Origin of the sequence: Streptomyces sp. NA02950, assembly GCF_013364155.1 — a bacterium.
GTDB lineage: Bacteria > Actinomycetota > Actinomycetes > Streptomycetales > Streptomycetaceae > Streptomyces.
Genome location: NZ_CP054916.1, coordinates 3,905,164 through 3,928,682, shown reverse-complemented (window position 1 = coordinate 3,928,682; position 23,519 = coordinate 3,905,164). Strand labels below are relative to the sequence as shown.

The following is a 23,519-nucleotide window of genomic DNA, read 5'->3' as shown; positions in this document are numbered from 1 at the left end:
ATGCTTTTCTCCCCAAGATCGCTTATATGACAATGATCAAATCTGGGCTTTCGAGGTATCTGGTTCTCGCCGCCGCGGCGGCCGTGTTCACGGGCTGTGGAAGCCTCGAGGGCTCCGGTCCGCTCGCCCGGACCACCGTGGACAGCGACACCGCGACGGCGTCATCCGCGCCGCGGACCGCGGGGCGTTCACCCACCCCGCCGCTTCCGGGCCACTCCCGGCCGCCGGTTCCCCCGGGATCGGGAACGGTCTCGGGCACGTCCGGCCCGTCGGGCTCGGCCCCCTCGGGCGACCCCGAGGCGTACCGCCTGTGGGGTCTGGACCGGCCGCTGGACCGGCCGCCGCCCGCCCCCGCCGCCAAACCGCAGCTCGCCCCGGAGGAGCCGACCGGCGAAGGGCTGCCGCCGGTCATCCGGCGCGTCCCGACCACCGATCGGGTGGTCTTCCTGACGATCGACGACGGCATCGAGAAGGATCCGCGCTTCGTGGAGGAGGCCCGTGATCTCGGTCTGCCGTTCACCGGCTTCCTCACCGACAACGTGATCGGCGACCACTACGACTACTTCGACCAGCTCCAGCGGCTGGGCAACCCGATGGAGAACCACACCCTCACCCATCCCAGCCTCGCCGGTCTCGACTACGACACCCAGCGGCAGGAGATCTGCGGCCAGCAGGAGAACGTCCGCACCCACCTCGGCCGCCAGCCGCGGCTGTTCCGTCCGCCCTACGGCGAGTACGACGAGACGACGCTGCGCGCGGCGGCCGACTGCGGGGCGCAGACGGTGGTGCTGTGGCGCGCCGAGATGGAGCCGCGCGGGCTGGTCTACCGGTCCGGCGGCAGCCTCCAGCCGGGGGACATCGTGCTCGCGCACTTCCGCGGCCCGGAGCAGCTGGAGGGCAAGTCCATGACCGACATGATCACGTCCCTGGTGCGGACGATCCAGGAGCAGGGGTTCACGGTCGCGCGGCTGGAGGACTACGTCTGAGCCCTGTGAGGCTCGCGTCCGGCGGGCCGGGCGGTACGGCGGCGCGGTGTCGACCGGAGGTCGGCCCCGCGTCGCTTGGCACTCTAGTTGACTGAGGACTGACGACTCCCTTTCCCCGAGCCGGGAAAGGCGCACCGCCCTCGCTGTTCAGCGGGGGCGGTGTCGTCGTTGTTGGTCGTTGTTGGTCGTCCTGGGCCACCCTCGGACGGCCCAGAGACGGCCCGGGGAGCGGGCCCAGTGGCGCTCTGGTGACTCCCCTGTCAGGGGCCAGCCGCCGGACGTATGCCAAGCTGGTAGAGAGACCACCCTAGGGAAGTGAGGGCTTGATGGCGGAGACCGCCAAGCAGATCGCCGACGATCTGCGGGAGCGCATTCGCTCGGGCGCGTTGGCGCCCGGCGCCCGACTCCCTGGCGAGCCTGCCCTCGTGCGGCAGTACGGGGTCGCCAAGGAGACAGCCCGACGGGCTCTGACCCTTCTGGTGACCGAGGGGCTGGCCGTCCGTCGCCGGGGTAGTGGCACGTACGTCCGGGAGTTCCAGCCCATCCGGCGCGTCGCCAACCGGCGACTCGCACAGGAGGGGTGGACCGAAGGCCGCTCCATCTGGAGTGCCGACATCGGTGAGCGGCCCATGACGGTCACCGGGTTGCGTGTCTATGAGGCTCTGGCGCCGGACGACGTGGCTCGCGCGCTGGGTCTGGAAGATGGCGCACCCGTGGTGATCCGCGATCGGCTGTTCGTTGTCGAAGGTGAGCCGGTGCAGGCAGCCGTCTCGTACCTTCCGGCCGACCTCGTGAGGGAGTCGGCCATCGCCCAGGAGGACACCGGGCCCGGAGGTACGTACGCGCGTCTCGCCGAGCTGGGCGCCAAACCAGTCCGCTTTGTGGAAGAGCTGCGCGCACGGATGCCCAGCCAGGACGAGACCGAGCGTTTGCACCTGGCTGAGGGGACTCCCGTGGTGGAGATCTACCGCACGGCGCTCACCGTGGAAGGCAAGCCGGTCGAGGTCAACAGAATGCTGCTGGATGCCGGGGTGTACGTCATGGAGTACCACGTCACCGGCTGACCACAGCCACAACTTCAACCCGAAGGGGCCCGCCATCGGCGGGCCCCTTTCGCATATCCCGTTGACCTCCCTAGGGATGTGTGGGAGAAATATCCCTAGGGAGGTTCGCCGCCCGGGAGCCCTTCAGGGGGCTTATCCGGCATGCGCGGATGCTCCTGAGGCGCCCGGAAGCCCTTCACAAGGGGGTGAAAGGAAGCGCTCGCTCCTTAAGAACTCAACAGTGATCTTTGAATTGGCGGGGTGTGAGTCCCTGCCCCTGCGGCGGCCGGGTAAGGGCCGTCGGCGGCACACCTTGCTCGTGTGTCAGCTCTGGAGAACGCCCGTGTGGATCATCCCTTCATTCCTGGAGGTCAACCCCTCGGGTTCCACCTGGCACACGGCCGCCCTGCTGGCGTCAGAGCAGTGACGATGACGCACCCGACTTCCCGGCTCGGGACCGGTGCTCCGTGGCAACGGCGCACCGGTGAAGCCCGGTTACGCCTCTTCTGGCTTCGCAGCGTCCAGTGCTGCGGCCGGTTGCCTCCTCCGCCCGTCCGGGCCGCCGTGCGCGGTGCCCCGTACGGGCGGGGTCGGGGGGAGCCGGACCTACCGGACTCCGGGCGGTGGGGCGGCGCCGGTGTTGCAGCACCGGCGCCGCTGTTCGGGCCGTCCCACCTTGGAAGGAACCACGACCCATGAACCACATCGCCGCACTTCAGGCGGTTGTTACCGCCGACCTGTCCGACCGCGAGCCGACAGCCGCGGAGCTGGACGCGATCGAACTGGAGATGCCCATCATCACGGCCGAGGTTGAGCTGCTGGATGCGCAGATCATGACGCTTGACCGGCCGGTGTCGGAGCTGGATGAGCGCCGTATCCGCCGGGCCCGTCGCCGGGTGCTGGCCGCCCGTCGGGAGCTCTCCAACCGCGCCGTCTCGGTGAGCGTGCCGGGGGTGGGCGCGTGAGCACCATCCCTCCAGTTCCCGGGCCGCTTCCGGAGGAAGTTGCCGCGCTGCTGCGCGCCGTTGTGGAGGCGCTGGACATCCCGGCCCCGGCTACTGTCGGCGACGCCGAGCGGTTCCGCGCGGTCCTGGACGAGCGGGCCATGCGTGTGGTCGTCACGCTCACGACCGTCCTCGATGGTCCCACCGGGATCGGTGCCGCAAAGTGGGCCGCCGCCTACCTGCGGAAGAAGCTCGCCGAGCACCCGCCCACCGGCTACCGCGCCTGGGACGACCAGCCGCGGCCGGACGGGGAGGCCGCCCGGTGAACCGCAATCCCAAGGTCCTGCTCGTCCTCGCCCTGGTGGCCGTGGTCGGCATGGCGTTCCGGGTCTCGTGGAACGCGCTGCGGGATGTGTCGACGGCCATAGGCGCCGATGCGACGGCCGCGACCCTGTACCCGTTCGTGGTCGACGGCCTGATGGCCCTGGCGCTGGTCGCCGCTCTCGTTCTGACCGGCCGGGACCGCAGGTTCGCGCTGCGGGTGCTGGCCGCCTACACCACCGCCTCACTCGTCCTGAACTACGTACACGGACTCGTGCCGGAGCTGCACGGCGGTTCGGTCGACCCCGGTCGACTGGGCGACCTCAACAAGGCCGGTTGGGTGCTGGTGCTGCTGGCGACCTCTCTTCCGGTCGGCTCGATCTACTTCGGGTCGGATCTGGTCGCCAAGGTGCTGCACCACCAGCCGCAGCCAACCACGAATGCTGAGAAAACGACTGAGAGCGGTATCAAACGGTCTACGTCTGAGCAGGGAGAGTCGGCACCGGAGCCGCCCGCGCCGGTCGCCGACCCGCTGCCCCTTCCAGCCCCGGGACCGGTCGACCAGCCCAAGCCCAACCCGTCGGCACCAGCAACCGCGCCTTTGGCGGCGGAGTCGGTCCGGCCCCGTCGGGCGACCGGTCAAGTCCCCCAGTCGGCCCGCACTCCCCGCCCGAAGCGGACGGCCACCGAACTGCTCGATGAGGCCCGGTCGATCACCGCCGACTGGACCGACGACGAGCTGACGGCCGAACGCATCCGGAAGGCGGTCCGGACGTCTGCGGAGAAGGCGCGCGGTCTGCGGGACACGCTCCGTGCCGAGCGGACAGAGACAGCCGCTGAGCCTGAGGAGGTGGCAGCATGAATGCGCCCCTGCCCTACCGCCCGCCGGATGAGCCGGTCCCCGACCCGGTCACCCCCGACCCCTACGGCCCCGCCCAGCAGCCGCTGAGCGGGGCCGTGGAACTGGCGGCCGAGCGTGGCCCGGTCGTCTACATCCCCGGCGCCCACGGCGGTTTCGTGGCCGTGCGCCGCGACGACCTGCCCACCGTCCGCACCCCCGCCCCCGCCCCCGCCCCCGCACCGGCCCCGGCCGGGGTGGACCCGCAAGCCCAACGGCTCGCAGCCAAGGGCGTGTTCGCCGCCGGGGCCGGTGTGGGCGCGTACTTCGCCGCGGGGGCCGCGGCCATCGTCGTGGACTCCTTCGTGCAGTTCCTCATCGCCGCTGGGGTCGCCGCCGGTGTTGCCATCGCGGCCCCCGGCCGCCGCGGCGGGGGCGACACGTTCGTGACCCATCACCACGTGTCGAACCGCTGGTTCGGCCGCTCGACCACCACCATCCGCAACCGCTGACCAGGAAGGACACCCTGTGACCGACGTTTTCCGCTCCTACACCCCGGCCGAGAAGCGCAAGCGCGCCTGGCTGATCGTGCGTGGCGCCAAGCAGGCCGCCGCCGATGCCGTTGACCCCAAGCTCGAGCGGCAGATTGAGCGCATCGACGCCCGCGCGGCCGAGCGCGGCCAGCTGGAGGCCGCGGCCCTGCACCGGCAGAACGAGAAAGCCAAGGCCACACTCGCCGCTGCCAAGGCCGCCGAACGCGCCGCGCGAGGCCAGGACCGGACCGCCGCCCGCGCCGCCCGCAAGCAGGCGGAGAAGCGGGCCCGTGCCACCGAACAGGCCGTCCGCCGCGCCGGTCTGTAGCCGCGCCCCGGGGCGGCCGTCACCCGGCCAAGGACACCGGCCGCCCCGGGCCTACCCGCCCGCATCCGATATCAGGCAGGAGATAACCATCATGACGGAGGCGCCCCACATGGGAAGCCTGCACCACCTCGATGACCACCGCGCCGCCAAGGACGCCGCTACGGCGCTCCCGGTGTCGCTGGTCAAGTCCGCCGACTCCCCGGCCAATGTGCCGGCGGAATCGTCCCCTGCGGGCGAGGCCGTGGACCGGCCGGACAACCCGCTTGCGGACTGGCTGACCGTGCCGGATACGCCGGTGCTGCCGGTGTGGGCCCGTTCCCGCGCCTCGGTGCTGGCCAACGTCACCGCGCTGGGGCGGCTGACGTGGTGGCACACCCGCTTCCACGGCATCCGCACCCCCAAGTACCTGATGAAAGCTGTGCTGCTGGCCGCCCGCGGCTTCTTCCGCGCTTGCGCCGGGCTATGGCCCACCCTGTCCGCGCAGGACCACACCGCGGCCGTGAAGGCGCTCAAAGCGCAGTCCAAGGCCCACCCGGAGGCCGTCGAGCTGGCCGTCCGGCTTCAGGCCGCGCACGCGGAGCGGACCCGTACCCGCCGTTGGCGCTTCGGTGCCGCCGCGGTCGCCGTGGCCGCCGCCGCAACCGGCATCGCCCTGGCGCCGCCGCTGGTCCAGGCCGGGATGACCGCGGCCATCGTCACCCCGCTGGCCTACCTCGGCCGCGGGCAGGAAACGCACCTGCTCGACCAGTGCGCCCCGCCGCTGCGGGTGGACATGTCCGCCCAGCAGCTCAACGACGCTCTGCGCGCCGCTGGCCTGCTGAAAAGCGGCAAGGGCGATGAGGAAGGACCCAAAGTCACCTGTGTCATGGGGCCGGTCCGTGACGGCCGCGGCTGGGCTGTGGTCTTCGACCTCCCTCGCGGGGGCGGCAAAACCGCCTCGGACGTGCTGGCCAAGCGGGAAGTCCTGGCTCAAGAGCTGGGGGTGGATGAGATCCAGGTCATCATGTCCCGGGTCCGCGCGGCCAAGGGCGGCAACGCCGGGCGCGTGTCGATGTGGGTCGCCGATGACGACCCCTACCTGGCCGACCCCAACCCCTCCCCGCTCGCCGGGATGGACCGGTTCTCCATCTGGGACCCGGTGCCGTTCGGGCAGGACGCCCGCGGCAACCGCATCAGCGTGCCAGTGGTGTGGCAGTCGATGTTCTTCGGCGGACTCCCGCGCCGCGGCAAGACCTTCACCCAGCGCCTGATGACCGCGGCTGGGCTGCTCGACCCGTGGGTCAAGCACTACGTGGCCGACTTCAAGGGCGGGCAGGACTGGATGGGCATGCGGCACGTCGCCCACCGCCTCGTTCTCGGTGCCGAGGAGGACGCGATCGATGCGTTCAAGGCCATGCTCACCGAACTCCTCGCGGAGATGGAACGCCGCTTCGCGCTCTTCCGCGGCCTGCCCACCTCGATCTGCCCCGAGGGCAAGCTCACCCCGCAGATCATCGAGAAGTACAAGCTGCCGTTCATCTTCCTGACCGTCGATGAGCTGCAGGAAGCGTTCCTGGCCATGGACGACAAGGACCGTGAGGCGGTCGTGGACGACCTGGGCAGGATCGCGCGGCGTGGTCCGGCCGCCGGGTTCATCTCCAACTACGCCAGCCAGCGCCCGGACGCCAAGAGCGTGCCCACCAAGCTGCGGGAGATCATCACCATCCGGTGCTGCACCCAGGTCACCGACAAGACCAGCTCGGACATGGTGCTCGGATCGGGAAAGGCCGCCATGGGTGCGGATGCCTCGCTGCTGTCGGAGGAACACAAAGGCGTCACGGTGCTGGTCACCGGTCCGGCCTCGTACGCCACGGTGAAGAACGACCTGCTCACCACAACCGAGTTCAACGCCCTGTGCCTCAAGGGCCGTGCGCTGCGCGAGCCGCTGGGGCAGATCACCGGAGATGCTGCCGGGGACGTGGCGGCCGCGGCCAGCCAGGCCGGGCTGGCCATCGCGCCGGTGCTCTCGGACTGCCTGGACGTGATGCGTCACTCCGACCGGCTCCACAGCGTTGACCTGCTCAACCGGCTCGTCAACGCCGACGAGGACCGGTACGGGGACTGGGACCTCGAACGGCTCGCCCGTGAGCTGGAAGACGCCGGGGTCAAGCGGACCACCAAGCAGGTCAACATCAAGGGCAAGAACCTCGCCGGATACCGGCGCGCCGACCTCGAAGCCGCAGTGCCCGAAGAGCTCCTGCTCGCCGCCCGCGAGGTCTGACCGTAGACCCTCCCCCCTCTACCCGGCCCCCGCCGAACAGGGTCTACCCGGCATGCGCGGGTAGCGGGGGGTCACTACGGCAGTAGATCCCCCCGGTAGAGGGACCTGACCTGCGAAGTAGCGCCCCCTAGAGGGGGCTCAGCACCCCGCACCCGTACCCCTCTCAGCCCCTGAATACGGCTGGGGCGGCCGTCTCTCGCCAAAGTCACGGCCGCCCCGGTCTCCCGCTCATTCCACAGAACTGGAGGACATCCAGCATGACCCAACCCGCCGTCATCCGGCGAGACCCTCCCGCCCTGTCGCCCCTGCGGACCGCGCTGGAGCTAGCCGCGGCCGGTCTGCCGGTGTTGCCCCTCCGGCACGGCAAGGTCCCGTTCGGGAATTGCCGCACCTGCGCGGCCGTCGCCTGTGGCGGGCGGCCGAACATGAAGGACGCGGGTCCCTGCCAGTGCCCCGGTCCCTGTCACGCGTGGGCCGCCGCCACCACCGATCCGTCCGTCATCGCCTCGCCCGCATGGGCGTCGGCGTGGCGGGAGGCCGTGACGGTCGCCTACCACCCCGGCGGTGCCCGGCTGACCGTGGTGGACCTCGACGACACAGCAGCCGTCGCCTGGGCCCGCCAGACCCTGCCCGCCACCCGGATCGTGCCGACGACCCGCGGTGAACACTGGATCTACCGCGGCGCCATGACCTCGGCCAACAAGGTCCGGCCCGAGGTGGACATCAAGTCGCGCATGTCCTACGCCCGCTGGCTCGGCCCCGGCACCGGCACCATGACCACCCTGCCCGACGAGGTGCGCGCACTCGCCGTGAAAGAACCCTCCCCGGCCCGGCGCCCGCACGTCGTCACCGTGGCCGCGTTGGGCGGTGGCGGGGAGTGCCGCCACCGCACGCCTGTCTACCTGGAACGCGGTATCGCCATGGCGGAGCAGCGCATCACGGAGGCCCGCAGCGCGGTGCACGCAACGGTGTACCGCACGTTCCTGGCGGTGCTGTCTGCGCACGGCCGGTGCGGCTGCCTCACCGAGGCCCACATGGCGCGACTGTTCAGCGCTGCCCAGGCCAAGGGCGAATCCGCCCGTCACTGTGTCGACGCGTGGGCCAACGCCCGTGCCGCGCTGGGGATGTAGCCATGTCCGAGGACGAGAAGACTCCGGCCCGCGAGGTCATCACCGACTACGCGCAAGCGCACTTCCGGTACTTCCGCACCATCGACGGCACCGTGTACGCGCAGAGGAATGATCACCCCGTGGCCCGTCCGATCCGCTCCCAGGGCACGACGGGGAGCCACCGGCAGGAACTCATGGTCGGCCTCTTCAGGGACGGGGTCGGCGTGTTCAACGGCACGGCACTCAAGGAGGCGTTGGACTTGATCGAAGCACTCGCGCTGACCGAGGACGTACAGCCCACCCACATCCGCGTCGCCCCCGGGTTCGACGGCGCGACGTGGCTCGACTTGGGCCGCGATGACGGCAAGTCCGTCCGCATCCACCCCACCGGCTGGGACATCCTCACCCCCGACCCGCGGGAAGTCTGCTGGCGGCGCACCCAGCTCACCGGCGAACTCCCCCTGCCCGACAAGGACACCAACGGCAAGGGCATCGATCTCCTGCTCCGTCTGTGCAACTTCGCCAGCGCAGAGACCGAGTGCCTGGCCATCGCCTGGCTGATCGGCTGCCTGGAGCCGTCCGTGCCCGTGCCCGCGCCGTTCCTCACCGGCCCCCAGGGGGCGGGCAAGTCCACCGGCGGCCGGATGCTCGTGCGGATCATCGAGGGGATGAGCGGGGACCTGCGCCGGGCGCCGAAGGACGAGGAGAACATGATCACGGCCGTCGCCGCCGGATGGGTCACCGCCCTGGACAACCTCTCCCACCTGCCCCCGGACCTGTCCGACCTCATGTGCTGCATCGTGACCGGCGCCGAGAGCATCAAGCGCGCGCTCTTCACCGACGGCGACGTCGTCCGCTCCCGCTACCGACGGCCCATGCTGCTGACCGGCATCGACGTCGGCGTCATCCGCCCGGACCTCGCTGAACGTCTCCTCCCGCTCCGTCTCGTGCGGCCCCGGGTGCGGCGGACCGAGGCAGAGCTGTGGACCGAGTACGCGGAGATCCTGCCGGTAGTTCTCGGCTCCCTGCTGGACCTGACAGTGAAGGTGCGGGCCGCCGAGGCGGAGACCCCCACCGACCTGCGGATGGCCGACTTCGCCCACCTGTGCGCGCAACTCGATGCGGCTACCGGGTTCGGCTCGCTGGCCGCGTACCGGGCCAGCCTCGATGACCTCAACGACGACGTCATCGAAGGAGACCTCCTCGCGCAGACGGTCTTGAAGCACGCCGCCGGGCTCGATGCGGGCGCGGAAGTCCGTATGTCGTCCTCGGAGTGGCTGCACTGCCTCACCGGCCTCTACAGCGGCGAGGAGTGCCGTCCCCTGCCCAAGGGCTGGCCCACCACCGGCAAGGTCCTCTCCGACCGGCTCAAGCGGCTACAGCCGACCCTCGCCGCACGCGGCGTCCTCATCGACTGGGGCCGCACCAGCGCCGCCCGCTACATCGAGATGACCCGACCCCCGCTCCCGCCACCGAACGAGCAGGAAACGGCGTTCTGACCCGCGCCACCACGGCGCCACACCGCACAAGCAAGAGGAGCACCCCGCGCCTGGGCGGTGCTCCTCTTGCTGTTCCGGCGGCTTGCCGCCGCTGCACAAGACGCGCCGCGAAGCGGCTCCTTCTTCACGTCCTGAGCAGCACCGCACCACCACAGACACCACCCCCTCTTCTCTTCCTAAGAGAAGAGACCCTGCGTCACCCACGTCACCAGCCACCCCAACCCGGTCCCTGACCAGCGGCTACAGCGGTGACGCAGACGGCCAAACCTGCGTCATCCCGCGTCACCCGCGTCACGGGTGACAGAACCCCGCCCCGCCCTGTGACACGCCCCGAGCTGCCCGCGTCACCGCATAACCGCAGGTCAGAACCGCAAATGACGTGCGTGACGCGATGACGCAGAAATCCGCACCTCGGACAGGCGCAGACCCCCGAAACAGGACCCGCGCCCGCGCACGGAGGACACGTCATGAGCACCGCACGTGAACAGCCGGACCCGCGCGCCACGCTCCGCGCCGGGTTGCCGGACCGCTACCTCACCCCCGACGACATCGCCGAGATCTTCGAGGTGCCCAAGGAGACCGTCTACCAGTGGCGCAAGAAGCGCCTCGGCCCGCCCGGCTTCCGGATCGGCAAGCACCTGCGCTACGACCCTGCCGACGTCCATCGCTACGTCCGGGAGCGCAAGGCAGCTTCGGTCGCTGCCTGACCACAGACACAGCCCAACCACCCACGCCGCGGGGCGGGGCCACACGGCCCCGCCCCGCTCCCATGCACGCGCGAAGGGACCACAGCCTCCATGGCAGGCCACATCCAAGACCGCTGGTACAAGACCGAGACAGCCGACGGCAAAGCCCGCCGCGTCAAGACCGACCGTCACGGCACCGGCATGCGCTACCGCGCCCGCTACATCGGCCCCGACGGCACCGAGAAGAGCAAGTCATTCCCCGACAAACAGAAGCGGCTCGCCGACCAGTGGCTTGCCCACATCGAGGCCGACATGTCGCGCGGGCAGTACATCGACCCGACGGCCGGACGGATCACCTTCCGGCAGTACGCGGAGAAGTGGCACGCCTCGCAGACGACGAACGTGAGCACCCGCGACATGGTCGAGATGCGGCTCCGGCGGCACGCCTACCCGTACCTCGGCTCGCGCCCGCTCGGTTCGTTCCAGCCCGGACACATCCGGGATTGGGTCCACGCCTTGGAGCGGGCCGGGGTGGCTGGCTCCTACGGTCGCACGATCTACGCGAACGTTCGTGCCCTGCTGTCGGCCGCTGTGGACGACGGTCACCTGAACCGCAACCCGTGCGACGCCGGAACCGTCCGGGCGCCAGCGATCGAGCCGAAGCGGCTTGTCCCCTGGGAGGCTGATCGGGTTTTCGCGGTGCGGGACGGACTGCCTGAGATCTTCCGGCCCATGGTCGACCTTGCCGCCGGATGCGGGCTGCGGCAGGGGGAGGTCTTCGGCGTGGCCGCGGACGCCCTGAACTTCGAGGGCGAGACCCTGCACGTTCTGCGACAGGTCAAGCTGGTCCGGGGGAAGCCAGTGTTCGCCCCGCCCAAGTGCAACAAGATTCGGGACGTACCGCTGCCCCGTGCGGTGGCTGACGCCGTGCGTCAGCACGCCGAGGTCAATCCTCCGACCCCCGTCACCCTGCCGTGGCTGCGCCCGGACGGGCCACCGGTCACGCATCGACTGATCTTCACCACTCCGAGCGGTACCGCGGTCCGCCGGGAGAACTTCAACGTGGACGCCTGGAAACCCGCTCTGGTCGCCGCGGGGGTCATCCCGGAGCGGGAGCGGGGGGAGCGGTACGCCTCGGCCCGCGAACACGGCATGCACGCGCTGAGGCACTTCTACGCCTCCGTGCTGCTGGACGCGGGGGAGAGCATCAGGGCCGTGAGTGAGTACCTGGGGCACGCCGATCCCGCGCTCACCCTCCGGGTGTACGCGCACCTGATGCCGAGCAGTCAGGCGCGCACGCGGCGGGCGGTCGATAAGCTCTTCCAGTGGCCTGACCAGGGCAGAGACGGCCCAGAGACGGCCCAGGCAGCATGAGCGGTGCCCCCACCGGCGCTAGTGCGCTGGTGGGGGCACCCACCGTTCGCCTGGCACTCTAGTTGACTGAGTGCTAACCGCGTCATAATGTCGAGGCTGGCACTCGGCAGTACGGAGTGCCAGCCACACAGCGACGGGCAGGTCCGGCACCCGCGACGACGGATCCACCTGGTCGCCACCTCAGACAGTTAACCCCGTGAGATCTCCGAAGGGGGAGGTCGGATCGTGACGACCACCAGCTCCAAGGTTGCCATCAAGCCGCTCGAGGACCGCATCGTGGTCCAGCCGCTCGACGCCGAGCAGACCACGGCTTCCGGTCTGGTCATCCCGGACACTGCCAAGGAGAAGCCCCAGGAGGGCGTTGTCCTGGCCGTGGGCCCGGGCCGCTTCGAGGACGGCAACCGTCTTCCGCTCGACGTCGCCGTCGGTGACGTCGTGCTCTACAGCAAGTACGGCGGCACCGAGGTGAAGTACAGCGGCGAGGAGTACCTCGTCCTCTCGGCTCGCGACGTCCTCGCGATCGTCGAGAAGTAATCACCGAAGTTTTGCCTATGAGCCGCGCCCCGGTGCCCGTGTCACAGATACCCGGGGTCGGGGCGCGGTTCGTTTGAGAGGACATACGCAACTCATGGCGAAGATCCTGAAGTTCGACGAGGACGCCCGTCGAGCCCTCGAGCGCGGCGTCAACAAGCTGGCGGACACGGTCAAGGTGACCATCGGCCCCCGCGGCCGGAACGTCGTCATCGACAAGAAGTTCGGCGCGCCGACCATCACCAACGACGGTGTCACCATCGCCCGTGAGGTCGAGGTCGACGACCCGTACGAGAACCTGGGCGCCCAGCTCGTCAAGGAGGTGGCGACCAAGACCAACGACATCGCGGGTGACGGCACCACCACCGCCACCGTGCTGGCCCAGGCGCTGGTCCGCGAGGGCCTGCGCAACGTGGCCGCCGGTGCCTCCCCGGCCGCCCTGAAGAAGGGCATCGACGCCGCGGTCAAGGCCGTCTCGGACGACCTGCTGGCCACCGCCCGCCCGATCGACTCCAAGACCGACATCGCCGCCGTGGCCGCGCTGTCCGCCCAGGACAAGCAGGTCGGCGAGCTTATCGCCGAGGCGATGGACAAGGTCGGCAAGGACGGTGTCATCACCGTCGAGGAGTCCAACACCTTCGGCCTGGAGCTGGACTTCACCGAGGGCATGGCCTTCGACAAGGGCTACCTCTCGCCCTACATGGTGACCGACCAGGAGCGTATGGAGGCCGTCCTCGACGACCCGTACATCCTGATCCACCAGGGCAAGATCGCCTCGATCCAGGACCTGCTGCCACTGCTGGAGAAGGTCATCCAGGCCGGCGCCAGCAAGCCGCTGCTGATCATCGCCGAGGACGTGGAGGGCGAGGCCCTGTCCACCCTCGTCGTCAACAAGATCCGCGGCACCTTCAACGCCGTCGCGGTGAAGGCCCCGGGCTTCGGCGACCGCCGCAAGGCGATGCTCGGTGACATGGCGACCCTCACCGGCGCCACCGTCATCGCCGAGGAGGTCGGCCTCAAGCTGGACCAGGCCGGTCTGGACGTGCTGGGCACCGCCCGCCGCGTGACCGTCACCAAGGACGACACCACCATCGTCGACGGTGGCGGCAAGGCCGACGATGTCGCCGGCCGGATCGCCCAGATCAAGGCCGAGATCGAGACCACCGACTCCGACTGGGACCGCGAGAAGCTCCAGGAGCGTCTGGCGAAGCTGGCCGGCGGTGTGTGCGTGATCCGCGTGGGCGCGGCCACCGAGGTCGAGCTCAAGGAGAAGAAGCACCGTCTGGAGGACGCCATCTCCGCGACCCGCGCCGCGGTCGAGGAGGGCATCGTCTCCGGTGGTGGCTCCGCCCTGGTCCACGCCGCCAAGGTGCTCGAGGGCAACCTCGGCCTGGAGGGCGACGAGGCCACCGGTGTCGCCGTGGTCCGCCGCGCCTCGGTCGAGCCGCTGCGCTGGATCGCCGAGAACGCCGGTCTCGAGGGCTACGTCATCACCGCGAAGGTGGCCGAGCTCGAGAAGGGCCACGGCTACAACGCGGCCACCGAGGAGTACGGCGACCTGGTGAAGGCGGGCGTCATCGACCCCGTCAAGGTCACCCGCTCCGCGCTGGAGAACGCCGCGTCGATCGCCTCGCTGCTGCTCACCACCGAGACCCTGGTGGTCGAGAAGCCGGCCGAGGAAGAGCCGGAGGCCGGAGGCCACGGCCACGGTCACGCGCACTGACGCGAGCCGCACGCCACGAAGGCGCGGTCACCCCGGGCGGGGCGGCCGCGCCTTCGCGCTGAGCGGCGCCTGCCGGCGGGCGGGTTACCGGCGGGCGTACTTGCGGCCGACCCGGGAGGAGACCGCGGACACCGCCGCCCGCGGGACCAGCTTCGCCAGCCCCGTCATCGTCTTGTAGCGCGGGTCCGGGATGGAGAGCGACTTCCCGCGCGAGAAGTCCTTCAGCGCCGTCGCGACCAGCCGGTCGGCGTCCAGCCACATCCAGTTCGGCACGCTGTCCGGCTTGATCCCCGCCCGCGCGTGGAACTCCGTCCGCACAAATCCGGGGCACAGCGCCATCAGCCGTACGCCCGAGCTCGCCAGGTCCTTCGCCGCGCCCTGGGTGAACTGCACGACCCACGCCTTGCTCGCGCCGTACGTCCCGCGCGGGAAGAACGCCGCGATCGACGACACATTGATCACCCCGCCGCGGCCCCGGTCGCCCATCGTCTCGCAGGCCGCGCTGGTGAGCCGGAGCACCGCCTCGCAGTGGAGCCTGAGCATCCGCAGTTCATCGGCGAGCGGCACCTCCAGATAGCGGCCGCGGTTGCCGAACCCGGCGTTGTTGACGAGCAGATCGACCGGGTGCGTGCGGTCGGTGAGCCGGGCCTCGACCGCCGCGATGCCGTCCTCCTCGGACAGATCGGCCCGCAGGACCTCGGCCTCCACGCCGTGCCGGTCGTGCAGATCCGCCGCCTGCTCGTGCAGCCGCTTCTCGTCGCGCGCGACGAGCACCAGGTTGTGCCCGTCGGCGGCGAGCCGGCTGGCGAAGGAGGCTCCGATGCCCGCTGTGGTTCCGGTAATCAGTGCAGTCGTCATAGGCGCACGTTATCGGCAGGGGAACGGCCGGGCGGGCGGTGCGGCGATCTGGGGCGGTCGCGACCGGAGCGAGCGCTTCCGCCGGGGCACTGGTTCCACCGGCGCTCCACCAATGCTTCGGCGGCGGTCCATCAGCTTTCCGGCGGCGCTCCCCGAGCGGTCCCTCGGTGGTTCCGCGAGAACGTCCGCAGGCGGTCGGGGCGGTCAGCGGTCGGCGGTCAGCGCTCGGCCTCGACGGCCCGCCGCTCGGTCTTCGCCAGATAGTCGAGAGCCTTGGCGCGCGCCTCGGGGTGCAGGGCCTCACCCGCCGCCAGCACCCGCGGCAGCAGCACCCGTTCGGTGGTCTGGGCGCGGAACAGGAAGGAGACGCTCACCTCGTGGTCGGGCCGGTGCACGATCTCGACGCGGTCCCCGGAGCGGACCTCACCCGGTTCCAGCACCCGCAGATAGGCGCCGGGGACGGCCGCCTGGGTGAACCGCTTCAGCCAGCCCCGCTCGCCCAGCCGGCCCGCGAACGTCCGGCACGGGATGCGCGGCGAGGTCACCTCCAGCAGCAGGTCGCGGCCGATCCGCCAGCGCTCGCCGACGAGGGTGCCGGTGATATCGATCCCGCTGGTGGTGAGGTTCTCGCCGAAGGAGCCGTTGTGCAGTTCGCGGCGCAGTTCGCGCTCCCAGACGTCGAGGTCCTCGCGCGCGTAGACATAGACCGCCTGGTCGTCGCCGCCGTGGTAGCGGGTGTCGCAGACGGCGTCTCCGGCCAGACCGCTGCCGCCGGAGCCCTTCGGACCCGGTGCCGTCACCCGCACCGGGCCGTCGACCGGCCGCTTGTCGATACCGGTGCCGGTGGGGCTGTCGGCGTAGGCGGCCATCATCGCGCGCCCGACGTTCACGGTGAGCACGGATCCCGCGGATTGCACCATGGTCCGAACCTAAACGACCCAAGGCCAAAGCGTCGACGCGATTTCTCCGGTCGGGTCCAAGGGGCGCTTATGCTCAAAGACATGATCGAGGCCCGTCATCTCAGGGTGCTGCGTGCGGTGGCCGCCACCGGTTCCTTCTCCGCGGCGGCGCGTGAGCTGGGCTGCACCCAGCCCGCCGTCAGCCAGCAGATGAAGGCCCTGGAGGGAGCCGCGGGCACTCCGCTGCTGATCCGCACCGGACGGGAGATGCGGCTGACCGAGGCGGGCGAGGCCCTGGTGCGGCACGCCACGGGCATCCTGGCCGGGCTGACCGCCGCCGAGGAGGAGGTCGCGGCGATAGCCGGGCTGCGGGCGGGCCGGGTGCGGCTGGTGTCCTTCCCCAGCGGCAGTTCGACCCTGGTGCCGACCGCGCTCGCCGAGATGCGCGCCGCCCACCCCGGGACCCGGGTCTCGCTGGTGGAGGCCGAACCGCCGCGCTCGGTGGAGATGCTCCGGGCGGGTGACTGCGAGATCGCCGTGGCCTTCCGTTATCCACAGGTCGACGGTGCGGCGGAGGCGGGCCCGGGCTGGGAGGACCTGGTGGCCCGGCCGCTGCTGAGCGACCGGCTGGCGGTCGTGGTCCCGCGGGAGCACCGGCTGGCGGGGGCCGGGACGGTGGGGATGGCGGAGCTGGCGGAGGAGCCGTGGATCGCGGGGTGCCCACGCTGCCGACGTCATCTGGTGGAGGTGTGCGAGTCCGAGGGCTTCACCCCGCGGATCGACTTCGCGACGGATGACTACCCGGCGGTGATCGGCCTGGTGGCGGCCGGGCTCGGGGTCGCGGTGCTGCCGGAGCTGGCGCTGGAGTCGGTACGCGCCAAGGGGGCGGTGACGCTGGAGGTCAAGCCCGCCGTGCGGCGTGAGGTGGTGGCGCTGACACTGCCGGACCTGGCACGGGTGCCCGCGGTGGCGGCCACGCTGGACCGGCTGGAGCGGGCGGCGCGCCGCTGAGGGGCGCTCCCGGCCCGGGGGCCGGTGCGGGCGGCGGGACGAGAACCGCGCCGTGCGCGCGGTAATCCGCCGCTGGGATGTCCGTATACGGCCGGGTGGGTGATGGAACGTTTCTTCAGTCCTTCGGGCCGGGAATCCTGTCAGGATCCGGGAGGCCCTGACGACGTGGCCACCGCGCGGTGGCGGGCCCGCCCCATGAGCTCCTCACGCTCGTCCTCGGTCAGCCCGCCCCAGACGCCGTACGGCTCGCGTACGGCGAGGGCGTGAGCCGCGCACTGCGCTCGTACCGGGCAGCGCATGCACACCTCTTTCGCCGACATCTCCCGCGCGCTGCGGGCAGCTCCGCGCTCCCCCTCCGGATGGAAGAAGAGCGAGCTGTCGACTCCGCGACACGCGGCCAGCAGCTGCCAGTCCCACAGGTCGGCGTTCGGACCGGGAAGACGGGAGAAATCTGCCATTGCCTTATCTCCTCGAAGCGATCGGCTGCGGACGCTGTGTCCTGGGTTGTGTACCTACGGTGTAAGTAGATGTAAATATGACTCATTGCGAATCTAGCCACACAGGCCAGCAAATTGGAAGCAAGGTCGCCAAATGCCACCGAAGGGGATGACCTGGGGAGGACCTATGGGGGAGAGGCGGCCGAGCGCGACCGGCGCGACGCAGCGGCTCTGTATCCGTCCCCTCACGTAGAGTGTTGAAGGTGCCCGCCGAACCCCGTAACTCTTTCGGGTGACCGTCGTTGAGAGTGCGGAGGCGGTTGATGGGTAAAGCTCTCGGACAGATATCCGGGGCTGTCAATCGCTCAGGTGACGATATGTACCAGCCTGGAGGCTCAAGGTGACGCGCATCAGCTGCGGAGGACGGCCATGACATCCGTCCTCGTCTGCGACGACTCCCCGCTTGCCCGAGAGGCACTGCGCCGCGCGGTGGCGACCGTGCCCGGTGTCGAGCGTGTGACGACAGCGGCCAACGGCGAGGAAGTCCTCCGCCGCTGGGGTGCAGACCGCTCGGACCTGATTCTGATGGACGTACGGATGCCCGGTCTCGGCGGAGTCGAGACCGTGCGGCGGCTGCTGTCCGCCGACCCCGGCGCCCGGATCATCATGCTCACGGTGGCCGAGGATCTCGATGGAGTGGCGCTGGCGGTGGCCGCCGGCGCCCGTGGCTATCTGCACAAGGACGCCTCGCGCGCCGAGTTGCGGGCCACCGTGACCCAGGCGCTGGCCGACCCCACGTGGCGGCTGGCGCCGAGGCGGCTGCGGTCCGCCGAGATGGGCGCGGCCCCCACACTCACCGCCCGGGAGATCCAGGTGCTGGAGGGGATGAGCCACGGCCGCTCCAACGCGGAGATCGGCCGTGAGCTGTTCCTCTCCGAGGACACGGTCAAGACGCACGCCCGTCGGCTGTTCAAGAAGCTCGGTGCCTCGGACCGGGCCCATGCGGTGGCCCTCGGGTTCCGCTGGGGGCTGGTCCGCTAGCGGACCGGCCCGTATCGACGTGCTGCGCAGCGGGGGCGCGACGGTCCCCGTCCGCCGGATGGCGGGCGGGGCGAGAGCGTGTGCGGCAGGCGCTGTGGCAGCGGCTTGTATCAGTTCCCCGCGCGATGCCGCATCCTTGGTGGTGTGGAGTTCCTCGGGGACGAGTCGGTCGGGCGTGAGGGGAGAGCGCAGGACGTGACAACAGCCGGCGCACCTGCTCATAACGCTTCAGCGCACAACCAAGGACGTGGTGCCACGGAGCCTCCGGGCCCAAGGCACCATGGACGGATGCGCGACGACGAGAGGCCAGGAGCCGCCAAGGGCGGCGCCCCGGGGGCCACCGGGGCGATCGGCGCCCTGGTCGGGCGCGCCGTCGAAGGGGACGAGCAGGCCACCCATGACCTGCTGGCCCATGTGCATCCACTCGCCCTGCGCTACTGCCGTACGCGACTGTCCAGGCTGCCCGGGGACGCCCGGCACTTCGTGGACGACCTCGCGCAGGAGGTCTGTCTCGCGGTGCTGTGCGCGCTGCCGCGCTACCGCGACACCGGAAAGCCCTTCGAGGCGTTCGTCGTGGCGATCGCCGCGCACAAGGTCGCCGATCTCCAGCGGGCGGCCATGCGCCACCCGGGGAGCACCGCCGTGCCCTCGGACGAGATGCCGGAGCAGCCGGACGACTCGCTCGGGCCCGAGGAGCGGGCGCTGCTCAGCAGCGACGCGGAGTGGGCCAAAAAGCTGCTCGCCAATCTCCCGGAGAACCAGCGCGAGCTGGTGCTGCTCCGGGTCGCGGTCGGGCTGACCGCGGAGGAGACCGGACAGATGCTCGGGATGTCGCCCGGAGCGGTACGGGTCGCACAGCACCGGGCCCTCAGCAGGCTGCGCGCGCTCGCCGAGCAGTAGCCGCGCGCCGGGCCTGAGCAGCGGCATTGTGCGGGTGCGCACAGTTGTCCACAGGGCTGGATGGGGCACCCGGGAAGGCCGTTAGCATGGGAGTCCGCGCTGGGGCAAGACCATTGGAAGGGTGTCATGACTGACAACGTCGACGGAGTGCCTGAGAAGTTCGCGATGCTCGGGCTGACGTACGACGACGTGCTGCTGCTGCCGGGCGCCTCCGAGGTGCTGCCGAACGCGGTCGACACCTCGTCCAGGGTCTCTCGGAACGTCCGGGTGAACATCCCGCTGCTGTCCGCCGCCATGGACAAGGTCACCGAGTCCCGGATGGCCATCGCCATGGCCCGGCAGGGCGGCGCGGGTGTGCTGCACCGCAATCTGTCCATCGAGGACCAGGCGAACCAGGTCGACCTGGTCAAGCGGTCCGAGTCCGGCATGGTGACCGACCCGATCACGGTCCGTCCGGACGCCACGCTCCACGAGGCGGATGCGCTGTGCGCGAAGTTCCGCATCAGCGGCGTCCCGGTGACCGATGTGGCGGGCAAGCTGCTCGGCATCGTCACCAACCGTGACATGGCCTTCGAGGTGGACCGCGGCCGTCAGGTCCGCGAGGTGATGACCCCGATGCCGCTGGTCACCGGCAAGGTGGGGATCTCCGGCGAGGACGCGATGCAGCTGCTGCGCCGCCACAAGATCGAGAAGCTGCCGCTGGTGGACGACGCGGGTGTGCTCAAGGGCCTGATCACGGTCAAGGACTTCGTCAAGGCCGAGCAGTACCCCCACGCCGCCAAGGACGCCAATGGCCGGCTGGTCGTGGGCGCGGCTGTGGGCGTCGGCGACGAGGCGTACGACCGGGCCCAGGCGCTGGTCGAGGCCGGGGCGGACTTCCTGGTGGTGGACAGCGCCCATGGCCACAGCCGGGGCATTCTCGACATGATCGCCAAGGTGAAGTCCAATGTCGCGGTCGATGTGGTGGGCGGCAATGTCGCCACCCGGGACGGCGCCCAGGCGCTGATCGACGCCGGTGTGGACGGGGTGAAGGTCGGCGTCGGTCCGGGCTCCATCTGCACCACCCGCGTGGTCGCGGGCATCGGTGTGCCCCAGGTGACCGCGATCTACGAGGCGGCGCAGGCGTGCCACGCGGCCGGGGTGCCGCTGATCGGTGACGGCGGTCTCCAGTTCTCCGGTGACATCGCCAAGGCCATCGCGGCCGGGGCCGACACGGTGATGCTGGGCAGCCTGCTGGCCGGGTGCGAGGAGTCGCCGGGCGAGATGGTCTTCATCAACGGCAAGCAGTTCAAGTCCTACCGGGGCATGGGGTCGCTGGGCGCGATGCAGTCGCGCGGCCAGGGCCGCTCCTTCTCCAAGGACCGCTACTTCCAGGACAACGTCCTCTCCGAGGACAAGCTGGTCCCCGAGGGCATCGAGGGCCAGGTTCCCTACCGCGGCCCGCTGGGCTCCGTCGCCCATCAGCTGGTGGGTGGTCTGCGGGCGTCCATGGGCTACGTCGGCTCGGCGAACGTGCCGGAGCTGAAGGAGAAGGGCCGCTTCGTGCGGATCACCGCGGCCGGTCTCAAGGAGAGCCACCCGCATGACATCCAGATGACCACCGAGGCGCCGAACTACTCCGGCCGCTGAGCCCAGGGCCCCGCGCGACCCCGGGCCACGGGGACCGCGCGGGGGGCAGGGATACTGGTACGGCAGATTCAGGCAGCGAAAGGCACCCACGTGACTGAGATCGAGATCGGGCGCGGCAAGCGCGGCCGCAGGGCGTATGCGTTCGACGACATCGCCGTTGTGCCGAGTCGTCGTACCCGGGACCCGAAGGAGGTCTCGATCGCCTGGCAGATCGACGCCTACCGATTCGAGCTGCCGTTCCTGGCCGCTCCGATGGACTCGGTGGTCTCCCCGCAGACCGCGATCCGCATCGGTGAGCTGGGCGGTCTCGGCGTCCTCAATCTCGAGGGGCTGTGGACCCGCTACGAGGACCCCGAGCCGCTGCTGGCCGAGGTCGCCGAACTGGACGAGCGCACCGCGACCCGCCGGTTGCAGGAGATCTACGCCGAGCCGATCAAGGAGGACCTGATCGGCCAGCGCCTCAAGGAGGTGCGCGATGCGGGCGTGGTGACCGCCGCCGCCCTGTCGCCGCAGCGCACCGCGCAGTTCTCCAAGGCCGTGGTGGACGCCGGGGTCGACATCTTCGTGATCCGCGGTACGACGGTCTCCGCCGAGCATGTGTCGGGCGCCGCCGAGCCGCTGAACCTCAAGCAGTTCATTTATGAGCTCGATGTGCCGGTGATCGTGGGCGGCTGCGCCACCTACACCGCCGCGCTGCATCTGATGCGCACCGGCGCGGCCGGGGTGCTGGTCGGCTTCGGCGGCGGTGCCGCGCACACCACCCGCAACGTGCTGGGCATCCAGGTGCCGATGGCCACCGCGGTGGCCGATGTCGCCGCCGCCCGCCGGGACTACATGGACGAGTCCGGCGGCCGCTATGTGCATGTGATCGCCGACGGCGGTGTCGGCTGGAGCGGCGATCTGCCGAAGGCCATCGCCTGCGGTGCGGACGCCGTGATGATGGGCTCGCCGCTGGCCCGCGCCACCGACGCGCCCGGCCGGGGCCACCACTGGGGCATGGAGGCCGTCCACGACGAGGTGCCGCGCGGCAAGCGGATGAACCTGGGAGCGGTGGGCACCACCGAGGAGATCCTGCTCGGCCCCTCGCACACCCCGGACGGTTCGATGAACTTCTTCGGCGCGCTGCGCCGGGCGATGGCCACCACCGGGTACTCGGAGCTCAAGGAGTTCCAGCGGGTCGAGGTCACGGTCGCACCGTCGCAGCACGACAACCGCTGAGCGGCGTTCCACCGCACATCTCCACAGCGAAGGGGAAGGCCCCGACCGCATCGGCGGTTTCTAGGGGTCGTTGCAACACGTGGTCGTGTTGATCAGGCCGCGAGCAGTTTATGCAGGCGCTCGGCTGGGGTTTCCCAGCCGAGCGTTTTGCGTGGGCGGCGGTTGAGCTGGTCGGCGACGGCGGCCAGGTGCTCGGGGCCGTGGGCGGACAGGTCGGTGCCCTTGGGGAAGTACTGACGGAGCAGTCCGTTGGTGTTCTCGTTCGAGCCGCGCTGCCAGGGGCTGGCGGGGTCGCAGAAGTAGACCGGGATGTCGGTGGCGAGGGTGAACTCGCCGTGGCGGGCCATCTCGCTGCCCTGGTCCCAGGTCAGGGACCGTTTCAGCTGGGCGGGCAGGGTCTGGACTGTGGTTGTCAGCGCTCCCAGGACGGCCTCGGCGCCGTGGTCGCCGGGCAGATGCAGGAGCATGGCGTAGCGGGTCGCGCGTTCCACCAGGGTGCCGATCGCGGACTTCCCGTCCTTGCCGATGATCAGGTCGCCTTCCCAGTGGCCGGGCAGGGCCCGGTCCTCGGCCTCGGCGGGCCGTTCGCTGATCATCACCATCGGGGTGGTGAACCGCGGCTGGCGGCAGTTGGCCTGCTTCTGCGGCTTGCGGCGGGCCCGCCCCGAGCGCAGGGTGCCGGCGAGCTCGCGCCGTAGCCGGCCTCTGCCCTGGACGTAAAGGGCCTGGTAGACGGTCTCGTGGACCACGTGCATCTCCGGCCGGTCGGGGAACTGTGCCCGCAGAGCGTGGCATACCTGCTCCGGGCTCCACTTCTCGTCCAGCATCGCCTGGACGGCGGCCCGCAGCTCGGGGTTCTCGCTGATCTTCCGGCGCTTGGGGCGGGGCCGGCGGGCATCCGCGCGGGCCTGGGCCGCGTAGGGCCGGTACTGACCGCTGCCCGGGTGCCGGTTGCGGCGGATCTCCCGGCTGATCGTGGACGGACTGCGGCCCAGCTCGGCCGCGATCGCCCGGACCGTCGCCTTCTCACGCAGCCGGTCGGCGATGTGGATCCGGTCGGCCTCGCACAGGTACCGCGACGGCGCAGAAGGCGGCCCCACCGAGTTGATCGGTGGGGCCGCCTTGTTGCTGCCGGACACGCCGCGTCCGTAGCGCCAGCGTTTCCCGGTCCGCCGGTTGATCCCGACAATCCGGCACGCTTCCGTGTTGCTCACGCCCTGCTGCATGAGCCGGAAGTATGCCTCCCGCTCACGAGTGAGCTTCCTGGGTCCCTGCGGCTGCCGGTCCTCACGGATCTCGAAGTCCATGCCACCCCTTGAGCTGGGGTGTTGCAACGACTCCTAGAACCCAA

Annotated in this window: 23 protein-coding genes; 19 read left to right on the top strand and 4 right to left on the bottom strand. The window is 70.5% G+C overall.

The window, feature by feature from the left end; translation table 11 throughout:
- Positions 1 to 26 precede the first annotated feature (26 nt).
- From HUT19_RS16775 to groL, 14 genes are all read left to right on the top strand, one after another.
- The gene (locus HUT19_RS16775) at positions 27 to 986 is read left to right on the top strand and encodes a polysaccharide deacetylase family protein (RefSeq protein ID WP_176181275.1); all 960 of its coding nucleotides are present in this window, start codon (positions 27 to 29) and stop codon (positions 984 to 986) included.
- Positions 987 to 1,312: 326 nt separating this feature from the next.
- Positions 1,313 to 2,050: a GntR family transcriptional regulator gene (locus tag HUT19_RS16770; RefSeq protein ID WP_176181274.1), complete on the top strand. Its 738-nt coding sequence runs from the start codon at positions 1,313 to 1,315 to the stop codon at positions 2,048 to 2,050.
- A 674-nt stretch (positions 2,051 to 2,724) separates the two neighbouring features.
- Entirely contained in the window at positions 2,725 to 2,994 is a 270-nt protein-coding gene (locus tag HUT19_RS16765) for a DUF6284 family protein (protein WP_176181273.1), read from the top strand.
- Entirely contained in the window at positions 2,991 to 3,299 is a 309-nt protein-coding gene (locus tag HUT19_RS16760; RefSeq protein WP_176181272.1) for a hypothetical protein, read from the top strand. The genes HUT19_RS16765 and HUT19_RS16760 overlap by 4 nt, the downstream gene beginning before the upstream one ends.
- Entirely contained in the window at positions 3,296 to 4,156 is an 861-nt protein-coding gene (locus HUT19_RS16755) for a DUF2637 domain-containing protein (RefSeq protein WP_176181271.1), read from the top strand. Before HUT19_RS16760 ends, HUT19_RS16755 begins: the two co-directional genes overlap by 4 nt.
- Complete coding sequence (locus tag HUT19_RS16750) at positions 4,153 to 4,644, top strand: hypothetical protein (RefSeq protein ID WP_176181270.1); 492 nt, start codon at positions 4,153 to 4,155, stop codon at positions 4,642 to 4,644. Before HUT19_RS16755 ends, HUT19_RS16750 begins: the two co-directional genes overlap by 4 nt.
- A 16-nt stretch (positions 4,645 to 4,660) precedes the next feature.
- Positions 4,661 to 4,993: a hypothetical protein gene (locus tag HUT19_RS16745; RefSeq protein WP_176181269.1), complete on the top strand. Its 333-nt coding sequence runs from the start codon at positions 4,661 to 4,663 to the stop codon at positions 4,991 to 4,993.
- 91 nt (positions 4,994 to 5,084) lie between these two features.
- Positions 5,085 to 7,253: a cell division protein FtsK gene (locus HUT19_RS16740; protein ID WP_176181268.1), complete on the top strand. Its 2,169-nt coding sequence runs from the start codon at positions 5,085 to 5,087 to the stop codon at positions 7,251 to 7,253.
- Positions 7,254 to 7,510: 257 nt separating this feature from the next.
- Positions 7,511 to 8,383, top strand: coding sequence for a bifunctional DNA primase/polymerase (locus tag HUT19_RS16735; RefSeq protein WP_176181267.1), 873 nt, complete (start codon positions 7,511 to 7,513; stop codon positions 8,381 to 8,383).
- Positions 8,384 to 8,385: 2 nt separating this feature from the next.
- Positions 8,386 to 9,861: an ATP-binding protein gene (locus HUT19_RS16730; RefSeq protein ID WP_176181266.1), complete on the top strand. Its 1,476-nt coding sequence runs from the start codon at positions 8,386 to 8,388 to the stop codon at positions 9,859 to 9,861.
- Between the two features lie 467 nt (positions 9,862 to 10,328).
- A complete protein-coding gene (locus HUT19_RS16725) occupies positions 10,329 to 10,568 on the top strand; it encodes a helix-turn-helix domain-containing protein (protein ID WP_176181265.1) in 240 nt (79 codons plus the stop codon).
- 90 nt (positions 10,569 to 10,658) lie between these two features.
- On the top strand, positions 10,659 to 11,921 hold the full coding sequence (gene xerC / locus HUT19_RS16720; RefSeq protein WP_176181264.1) for a tyrosine recombinase XerC: 1,263 nt from the start codon (positions 10,659 to 10,661) through the stop codon (positions 11,919 to 11,921).
- A 225-nt stretch (positions 11,922 to 12,146) separates the two neighbouring features.
- Entirely contained in the window at positions 12,147 to 12,455 is a 309-nt protein-coding gene (groES, locus tag HUT19_RS16715; RefSeq protein ID WP_176181263.1) for a co-chaperone GroES, read from the top strand.
- A gap of 94 nt (positions 12,456 to 12,549) precedes the next feature.
- Complete coding sequence (gene groL, locus HUT19_RS16710; RefSeq protein ID WP_176181262.1) at positions 12,550 to 14,175, top strand: chaperonin GroEL; 1,626 nt, start codon at positions 12,550 to 12,552, stop codon at positions 14,173 to 14,175.
- Between the two features lie 84 nt (positions 14,176 to 14,259).
- Here the strand turns inward: groL and HUT19_RS16705 are convergent, their stop codons facing one another.
- The gene (locus tag HUT19_RS16705; RefSeq protein ID WP_176181261.1) at positions 14,260 to 15,033 is read right to left on the bottom strand and encodes an SDR family oxidoreductase; all 774 of its coding nucleotides are present in this window, start codon (positions 15,031 to 15,033) and stop codon (positions 14,260 to 14,262) included.
- Positions 15,034 to 15,251: 218 nt separating this feature from the next.
- Positions 15,252 to 15,953: an MOSC domain-containing protein gene (locus HUT19_RS16700; RefSeq protein ID WP_176181260.1), complete on the bottom strand. Its 702-nt coding sequence runs from the start codon at positions 15,951 to 15,953 to the stop codon at positions 15,252 to 15,254.
- Between the two features lie 81 nt (positions 15,954 to 16,034).
- Here HUT19_RS16700 and HUT19_RS16695 point away from each other — a divergent pair, with 81 nt between their 5' ends.
- Complete coding sequence (locus HUT19_RS16695) at positions 16,035 to 16,943, top strand: LysR family transcriptional regulator (RefSeq protein ID WP_176181259.1); 909 nt, start codon at positions 16,035 to 16,037, stop codon at positions 16,941 to 16,943.
- A gap of 140 nt (positions 16,944 to 17,083) precedes the next feature.
- Here HUT19_RS16695 and HUT19_RS16690 read toward each other — a convergent pair whose 3' ends face one another.
- Positions 17,084 to 17,401, bottom strand: coding sequence for a WhiB family transcriptional regulator (locus tag HUT19_RS16690; protein ID WP_176181258.1), 318 nt, complete (start codon positions 17,399 to 17,401; stop codon positions 17,084 to 17,086).
- Positions 17,402 to 17,809: 408 nt separating this feature from the next.
- Between HUT19_RS16690 and HUT19_RS16685 the strand changes: the two genes are divergently transcribed.
- The 4 genes from HUT19_RS16685 to HUT19_RS16670 all read left to right on the top strand — a co-directional run bounded on the left by HUT19_RS16685 (position 17,810) and on the right by HUT19_RS16670 (position 22,168).
- On the top strand, positions 17,810 to 18,421 hold the full coding sequence (locus HUT19_RS16685; RefSeq protein WP_003948568.1) for a response regulator transcription factor: 612 nt from the start codon (positions 17,810 to 17,812) through the stop codon (positions 18,419 to 18,421).
- Positions 18,422 to 18,709: 288 nt separating this feature from the next.
- Positions 18,710 to 19,321: a sigma-70 family RNA polymerase sigma factor gene (locus tag HUT19_RS16680; protein ID WP_254885617.1), complete on the top strand. Its 612-nt coding sequence runs from the start codon at positions 18,710 to 18,712 to the stop codon at positions 19,319 to 19,321.
- Positions 19,322 to 19,447: 126 nt separating this feature from the next.
- Positions 19,448 to 20,950, top strand: a complete 1,503-nt coding sequence (gene guaB / locus HUT19_RS16675) for an IMP dehydrogenase (RefSeq protein WP_176181256.1) — start codon at positions 19,448 to 19,450, stop codon at positions 20,948 to 20,950.
- A 90-nt stretch (positions 20,951 to 21,040) separates the two neighbouring features.
- Complete coding sequence (locus HUT19_RS16670) at positions 21,041 to 22,168, top strand: GuaB3 family IMP dehydrogenase-related protein (protein WP_176181255.1); 1,128 nt, start codon at positions 21,041 to 21,043, stop codon at positions 22,166 to 22,168.
- Between the two features lie 92 nt (positions 22,169 to 22,260).
- Here the strand turns inward: HUT19_RS16670 and HUT19_RS16665 are convergent, their stop codons facing one another.
- A complete protein-coding gene (locus tag HUT19_RS16665) occupies positions 22,261 to 23,475 on the bottom strand; it encodes an IS30 family transposase (protein ID WP_254885586.1) in 1,215 nt (404 codons plus the stop codon).
- Positions 23,476 to 23,519 lie beyond the last annotated feature (44 nt).